The organism is Streptomyces sp. PTL18 (assembly GCF_059510295.1).
The window spans coordinates 1-6,892 of the sequence record NZ_JCAJZO010000072.1 but is presented as its reverse complement, the minus strand read 5'-3'; the positions used below and the strand labels follow the sequence as shown (position 1 = coordinate 6,892).

Genomic DNA, 6,892 nt, shown 5'->3' with positions numbered 1-6,892 from the left:
GGCCTTTCGGCCTTCCGGCTTTGTTGACTCTATCAGATCCCTCAGTTCCCTTTGGGCCCTGATTCCCTGTCAACCGGGCTTGTCCTCGCGACCCTTGGGCCGTTCCGACGTCTCCAACCCTAGCGGATCCCTCCGGCGATTCCCAATCGCGTGGATCGGGGATGCCGTACCCAATCGAATTCGAATTTCGGGCGCGCCGAAATTGACCCGGGTGGGAGATCGTGCTGAGTGGTTTGTTGCCGCTGATGCGGCAGGAGGTGCTGCCGCAGAACCGATACGGCCCCGTGGCAACCCGAAGAACCTTACGGATCGCGGGGCGGGGTGTCAAACCTCCCCGGCCCGGCGTTGCGCCAAGTCTCCGGGCGCCTGTCAGTCCAGGTCGCTGAGGCGGCCGCCGGCGTCCGGCTGGGCGTCCTCCACCCGACGCAGCAGGCGCGTCAGCACGTCACCGAGGACCGCGCGTTCCTCCGGAGAGAGGTCCTGAAGGAGGTCTTCCTCGAACCCGGAGGCGCGGCGCATGGCCTCCAGCCACTTCTCGCGCCCCTCGTCGGTCAGCTCGACGATGACGCGGACGCGGTTGGCCTCGTCGCGCTCACGGGTGACCAGGCCCTCGCCGACCATGCGGTCGATGCGGTGGGTCATCGCGGCCGGCGTCAGGCCGAGCCGCTTGGCGAGATCGCTGGGGCCCATGCGGTAGGGGGCGCCGGAGAGCACGAGGGCCTTGAGGACCTCCCAGTCGGTGTTGCTGATACCGAGCGCGGATGTCTGGCGGCCGTAGGCGACGTTCATACGGCGGTTGAGCCGGGACAGCGCCGAGACGATCTTCTCCACCTGCGGGTCCAGGTCCTGGAACTCGCGCTGGTAGGCGGCGATCTGTTCCTCGAGGGTCGGCTCGCTCGCGCCGGGGGTGTCACCCATGGGCGCAGTATGACACGCGACCGCTTGGCATTGAACTCCTTCAAGGTGTACTGTTCAACTTCGAATTTTAGCTTCGAAGTCTTCAGGGTTAACCGTTTCAGAGGTAAGAGCCGGGGCTCGGCGGCCCCGCTTCTCAAGGAAGGTGTCAGTGACCAGGGCGATGGGCGCAGCGATGCGCCGGATCCATGCGGGCAACGCACTCAGCGCGTTCGGTCTCGGCTTCACCGTCCCCTATCTGTACGTCTATGTGGCGCAGGTGCGGGATCTCGGTGCTGTGACGGCGGGTCTCGTACTCGCCGTCTTCGCCGTGGCCGCGCTGGTCGTGCTGCCGTTCGCCGGGCGGGCCATCGTCCGGCGCGGGCCGCTTCCGGTGCTGCTGGCCGCACTGCTCATGGCCGCGGTGGGCGCGCTGAGTCTGGGGGTCGCGGCCGGTGCGGAGAGCGTGCTGCTGTCGGCCGCGCTGCTCGGGGCCGGGCAGGCGGTGATGCAGCCGGCACTGGCCACGATGATCGTGGACTGCTCGGCGGCAGAGACGCGCTCGCGGGCCTTCGCGGTGCAGTTCTTCCTGCAGAACCTGGGACTCGGTGTCGGTGGGCTGATCGGCGGGCACCTCGTGGATGTCTCGCGGGCGGCGTCCTTCACCCTGCTGTTCGCGCTCGAGGCGGCGATGTTCCTGCTGCTGGTCGTGGTCATGTCGACGGTACGGATGCCACGGGCACCGAGGATCGAGGAGACGCCGCCGCGGGGCGGCGGGGCGAGCCGGCGGCAACTGCTGGGGGACCGGGCCATGGTGCAGCTGTGCGTGCTGGGTTTCGTGCTCTTCTTCGCCTGCTACGGGCAGTTCGAGTCGGGCTTGAGCGCCTACGGCGTGGAGGCGGCCGGGATCTCGACGTCCGCGCTGGGTACGGCGCTGGCGGCGAACACCGCGGTGATCGTGGTGGCGCAGTTCGCGGTGCTGAGGTTCGTGGAGCGGCGCAGGCGGTCCCGGGTGATCGCGGCCGTGGGGCTGATCTGGGCCGTGGCGTGGGCCGTCGCGGGGTACGCGGGGCTGGGTCACGGCAGCCGTGAGATGGCGACGGCGGCGTTCGTGTCCACGTACGCGCTGTTCGGGCTGGGTGAGGTGATGCTGTCGCCGACGGTCGCGCCGCTGGTGGCGGACTTGGCGCCGACGGGAATGGCAGGGCAGTACAACTCGGTGTTCGCCCTGGTGAAGCAGTTGGCGCTGGCGGTGGGGCCGGCGGTGGGCGGCCCCCTTGCGGCGGCCCTGCCGGGACCGTACGTCGTGGCGTTCCTGCTGTGCTCCCTGGGCATCACGGTGCTGGCGGTGCGGCTCGGGCGGCTGCTGACCCCGGCGCAGAACCAGCCGTCGCCGGGGAGGAGCCGGGTCGTGGCGCAGGGAGGTGCGTCGGCGGAGCCGGCGTCGGCGTCGGCGCGCACCTGAGGGTGTTCGCCCTCACCGCCCGTCCCGTCCCGTACCCTTCCGTCCCCCAGAGGCTCCGCTCCCTGGACCCCCGCTCGTTCGAGGGACCCGGGAGGTCAGCCGTCGGTCTTCGGCAGGGCGAATTCGCACCACACCGCCTTGCCGCCCCCTGGTGTCCTCCGTGATCCCCAGTTCGACGCGATCGTCGCCACGATGGCGATGCCCCGGCCCGCCTCGTCCGCCGGTTCCGCGCGGCGGCGCCTCGGGAGGTGGTCGTCGCCGTCGGTGACCTCGATGATCAGTCGGCGGTCGGTGCGGCGCAGGCGCAGCCGCATGGGCGGTGTGCCGTGCTGCAGCGAGTTCGCGACCAGTTCGCTCGCCGCCAGCACCCCGAGATCGTGCAGGTCGGCCGGGAACCGCCAGCTCGTCAGCACCCCGGAGGCGAAGGCACGCGCGCGGGGTGCCGCTTCCACACCGCCCAGCAGCTCCAGTGCGGCGTTGCGGAACAGCTCGCCCTCCCCTCCGGTGCGCGCCGGGTGCTGGAGGACCAGGACCGCCACGTCGTCGTCGTGGCCCGCTGTGACGCCCGCGGAACGCACCAGACGGTCGCAGATCACCTGTGGTGTGCCCGTGGCGCCGGCGAGCGCGCCCGCCAGAGCCGCGATGCCTTCGTCCAGGTCGGCGTCCCGCCGTTCCACCAGGCCGTCGGTGTAGAGGACGGCCGTGGATCCGGGTGCCAGCGGTACCGAGCCGGAGGCGTGCATCCAGCCGCCCGTGCCGAGGGGCGGCCCGGTGGGTTCGTCGGCGCGCAGCACGTTGCCGGACTCGTCGCGGACCAGGATCGGGAGGTGGCCTGCCGAGGCGTACACCAGCCGGCCCTCGTTCGGGTCGTGGACGGCGTAGACGCAGGTCGCGATCTGGTTGGCGTCGATCTCCGCGGCGAGGCCGTCGAGAAGCTGGAGGACCTCGTGCGGGGGCAGGTCCAGACGGGCGTAGGCGCGCACCGCCGTGCGCAGTTGGCCCATCACCGCCGCCGCGCGGACGCCCCTGCCCATGACGTCGCCGATCACCAGCGCGGTGCGGCCGCCGCCGAGCGTGATCACGTCGTACCAGTCACCGCCGACCGCGGCCTCGGTGCCGCCGGGCTGGTAGGTGGCGGCGATGCGCAGGTCGTCGGGTTGTTCGAGTTCCTGGGGCAGCAGGGAGCGCTGGAGGGCCACCGCGGTCCGGCGTTGCTCGCGCTCGCTGGCGCGCAGCCGTTCGGCGGCCTCGGCGTGGTCGGTGACGTCGGCCGCGAAGACGAGCACGCCCCGGGCCCTGCCGCCGGGTACGTCCACCGGTGTACAGGTGAACGTGTACGAACGGCCGCCCGGCGCCTTGCGGGACTTGACCGTGCGCGGCTTGGAGCTGCGCAGCACCTGGTCCAGGAGCGGGAGGAGGCCCAGTTCCTCCAGTTCGGGCAGTGCCTTGCGCGCGGGTTCGCCGACCGGGCGGGCGCCGAAGGCCGCCGCGTAGGCGTCGTTCACGTAGGCGACGCGGTGATCGGGGCCGTGCACCAGGGCCACGAGGGCCGGGACGCGGTCGAGGACCTCCCGCGCCGGCAGCTCGTCGAGGGCGGGCACGCTCGGCGTGTCGTCGGTGAGCCGCTCGGTGCGGGCCACGGGCACGGAGCCGTCACCGCGCCGGTCGGTGGCGACCGCGTGCTCGGTCCGCGCTGCGGCGCGGCGCTGCGTTCCGGGGAGCCGGGCGCTCCAGCGCGTGAAGTTCACCGATTTCTTGCCTCGTCGTTGTCGTCTCCGGCCGGCTCCGGTTCCGGGCGGGGTCCGGGGCCCGGTCCACGGGGGGTACGGCGCTGTGGGGAAAGCCTGGTGGGTGCGTCCGGGCGGGGTCGGCCCGCCCGGATCGTGGACCAGTCTGGCCGACCGGACCGACAACCGTCAGACGTCGGTGCTTCGGGCGGAGTTCCTGGGTCCGCTCAGTTCGACCCCTTCGGGTCTGAAGAATGCTTTCCACCGGCGGCCAGTTCGAACTCCGCACGGGGATGTTCGAGTGAACCGAGCGACACGATCTCCCTCTTGAAGAGGCCTGCCAGAGTCCATTCGGCCATTACTCGCGCCTTGCGGTTGAAGGTGGGCACCCTGCTGAGGTGGTACGTGCGGTGCATGAACCACGCGGGCCAGCCCTTCAGCTTGCGTCCGTAGACGTGTGCGACGCCCTTGTGCAGCCCCAGGGAGGCCACCGAACCGACGTACTTGTGCGCGTACGTCTCCAGGGGCTCGTCGCGCAGCGCGTGCACGATGTTGTCGCCGAGCACCTTGGCCTGGCGCAGCGCGTGCTGGGCGTTGGGGGCGGTCTCCCTGCCGGGCTCCTCGGCGGTGACGTCGGGGACGGCGGCCGCGTCTCCCGCGCCCCACGCGTGCCTGACGCCGTCCACGGTCAGCTGGGGGGTGCACTTCAGGCGCCCGCGTTCGCCGAGCGGCAGGTCCGTCGCGGCGAGGATCGGGTGCGGTTTGACACCGGCGGTCCACACGACCGTACGGGTCGGGAAGCGGGAGCCGTCGGAGAGGACGGCGACCCGGTCGGCACAGGACTCCAGACGGGTTTCGAGGCGTACGTCGATGTTGCGGCGGCGCAGCTCGGTGACGGTGTAGCGGCCCATCTCCTCGCCGACCTCCGGGAGGATGCGGTCGGAGGCCTCCACGAGGATCCACCGCATGTCCTCGGGCTTGACGTTGTGGTAGTAGCGGGCGGCGTAGCGGGCCATGTCCTCCAGTTCGCCGAGCGCCTCCACTCCGGCGAAGCCGCCGCCGACGAAGACGAAGGTGAGGGCCGCGTCGCGGATGGCGGGGTCGCGGGTGGAGGAGGCGATGTCCATCTGTTCGATGACGTGGTTGCGCAGACCGATGGCCTCCTCGACGGTCTTGAAGCCGATGCCGTGCTCGGCGAGACCGGGAACGGGGAGGGTGCGCGAGATGGAGCCCGGGGCGAGGACGAGTTCGTCGTAGGCGATCTGCTCGGTCTGCCCGGTCTCCTCGCTGGAGAGCGTGGAGATGGTGGCGGTCCGCTTGGCGTGGTCGATGGCCGTGGCCTCGCCGATGACGACGTGGCAGTCCGTGAGGACGCGACGCAGCGGGACGACCACGTGGCGCGGTGAGATGGCGCCGGCGGCCGCCTCCGGCAGGAACGGCTGGTAGGTCATGTAGGGATCGGGCGAGACCACCACGATCTCCGCCTCGCCCCGGCGGAGTTCCGCCTTGAGCTTCCGTTGCAGGCGCAGCGCCGTGTACAGGCCGACGTAGCCGCCGCCGACGACGAGGATGCGCACACACTTCGGGTGTTCGGGGGGTGTCGCCCGGTGGAATGCAGCCGTCACCTTCCCATGAGGCACCCGACGCCCGAGTTTGTCCACAGCCCCGGCAAATTGTGTGACCGGACGGACGCCTGGGGCAGGGTTGGCCGAATCACCGGAGCGCAGGGGAATATTGCAGGTCAGCGAGGGTGCGAGGGGGTACGGCGGAGGGGGCAAAGGGGGTGAATCCGGCCCGTACTCCGATCGGGGGGCGACCCGCGCGGAGCGCGCCCCTTCTGAATTGACTCGCGCTCAACTATGTTCGTCTCTTGACGGGGTGTAGGGGGATGCGCTCGGGGCCCGCGAGGGGCGGGCCCGGTCACGTACGACGCCTGTTCCGTACGCTCCGGTTGCCAATGGCGGGGAGAGTCTCCGGGGGGAGACGTCAGGACCGGGGGATCATTCATGCACATTCAGGACTCTTATTGGTCATCCGCGTCCGCCGTCGCGGCGGCGGGCACGGTGAGCGCGGCGCAGGACGGACGCGGGGAGGCCGCGCGGACGACGCCGCTGCGCGTAGACGCACAGCGCAATCTGGAGCACGTACTGCGCGCGGCACGCGAGGTCTTCGGCGAACTGGGGTACGGCGCGCCGATGGAGGACGTGGCGCGGCGCGCGCGGGTCGGCGTCGGCACCGTGTACCGGCGCTTCCCGAGCAAGGACGTCCTGGTGCGGCGGATAGCCGAGGAGGAGACCTCCCGGCTGACCGAGCAGGCCAGGGCGGCGCTCGGTCAGGAGGACGAGCCGTGGTCGGCGCTCTCGCGCTTCCTGCGCACATCGGTGGCGTCGGGCGCCGGACGGCTGCTGCCGCCGCATGTCCTGCGGGTGGGGGTCGCCGAGGAGGGCACGGAGCAGTCCGAGGCGGGGCCGGTGGACGCGGCCCGGGTACCGCAGCAGCGGTCCGAGTCGGCCCCCGACCTGCGGCTCGTGGAGCAGCGGCCTGCCCCGGAGCCGGACGACGCGGGAGCGGCCACCCTGCTGGAGGTCGTCGGGCAGCTCGTGGAGCGGGCACGCGCGGCGGGTGAACTGCGACCGGACGTCACCGTGTCGGACGTGCTGCTGGTGATCGCCACGGCGGCGCCCTCACTGCCGGACGCCGCCCACCAGGCGGCGGCCTCGTCGCGACTGCTGGACATCCTCCTGGAGGGCCTGCGGTCCCGCCCGGTGTGAGTGGCGCGGGGGCCTGGCAACCCCCCCGCCCCCAA

Annotated in this window: 5 protein-coding genes; 2 read left to right on the top strand and 3 right to left on the bottom strand. The window is 71.5% G+C overall.

Going from position 1 to position 6,892, the window contains the following annotated elements; translation table 11 throughout:
* Positions 1–369 precede the first annotated feature (369 nt).
* Positions 370–918, bottom strand: a complete 549-nt coding sequence (locus AC5WS8_RS38825) for a MarR family winged helix-turn-helix transcriptional regulator (protein WP_496108185.1) — start codon at positions 916–918, stop codon at positions 370–372.
* 160 nt (positions 919–1,078) lie between these two features.
* Between AC5WS8_RS38825 and AC5WS8_RS38820 the strand changes: the two genes are divergently transcribed.
* On the top strand, positions 1,079–2,359 hold the full coding sequence (locus tag AC5WS8_RS38820; RefSeq protein ID WP_496108186.1) for an MFS transporter: 1,281 nt from the start codon (positions 1,079–1,081) through the stop codon (positions 2,357–2,359).
* Positions 2,360–2,454: 95 nt separating this feature from the next.
* Here the strand turns inward: AC5WS8_RS38820 and AC5WS8_RS38815 are convergent, their stop codons facing one another.
* Together AC5WS8_RS38815 and AC5WS8_RS38810 are read right to left on the bottom strand one after the other, a co-directional pair.
* Positions 2,455–4,107: an ATP-binding SpoIIE family protein phosphatase gene (locus tag AC5WS8_RS38815; RefSeq protein ID WP_496108184.1), complete on the bottom strand. Its 1,653-nt coding sequence runs from the start codon at positions 4,105–4,107 to the stop codon at positions 2,455–2,457.
* 206 nt (positions 4,108–4,313) lie between these two features.
* Positions 4,314–5,711, bottom strand: a complete 1,398-nt coding sequence (locus AC5WS8_RS38810; RefSeq protein WP_496108183.1) for an NAD(P)/FAD-dependent oxidoreductase — start codon at positions 5,709–5,711, stop codon at positions 4,314–4,316.
* 381 nt (positions 5,712–6,092) lie between these two features.
* On the opposite strand from AC5WS8_RS38810, the gene AC5WS8_RS38805 reads away from it, so the two are divergent.
* A complete protein-coding gene (locus AC5WS8_RS38805) occupies positions 6,093–6,857 on the top strand; it encodes a TetR/AcrR family transcriptional regulator (RefSeq protein ID WP_496108182.1) in 765 nt (254 codons plus the stop codon).
* Positions 6,858–6,892 lie beyond the last annotated feature (35 nt).

What these genes read in the sequence shown, in the direction of transcription:
- AC5WS8_RS38825 (WP_496108185.1), bottom strand. Translation starts at nt 918, where the DNA reads ATGGGTGACACCCCCGGCGCGAGCGAGCCGACCCTCGAGGAACAGATC.
- AC5WS8_RS38820 (WP_496108186.1), top strand. Translation starts at nt 1,079, where the DNA reads ATGGGCGCAGCGATGCGCCGGATCCATGCGGGCAACGCACTCAGCGCG.
- AC5WS8_RS38805 (WP_496108182.1), top strand. Translation starts at nt 6,093, where the DNA reads ATGCACATTCAGGACTCTTATTGGTCATCCGCGTCCGCCGTCGCGGCG.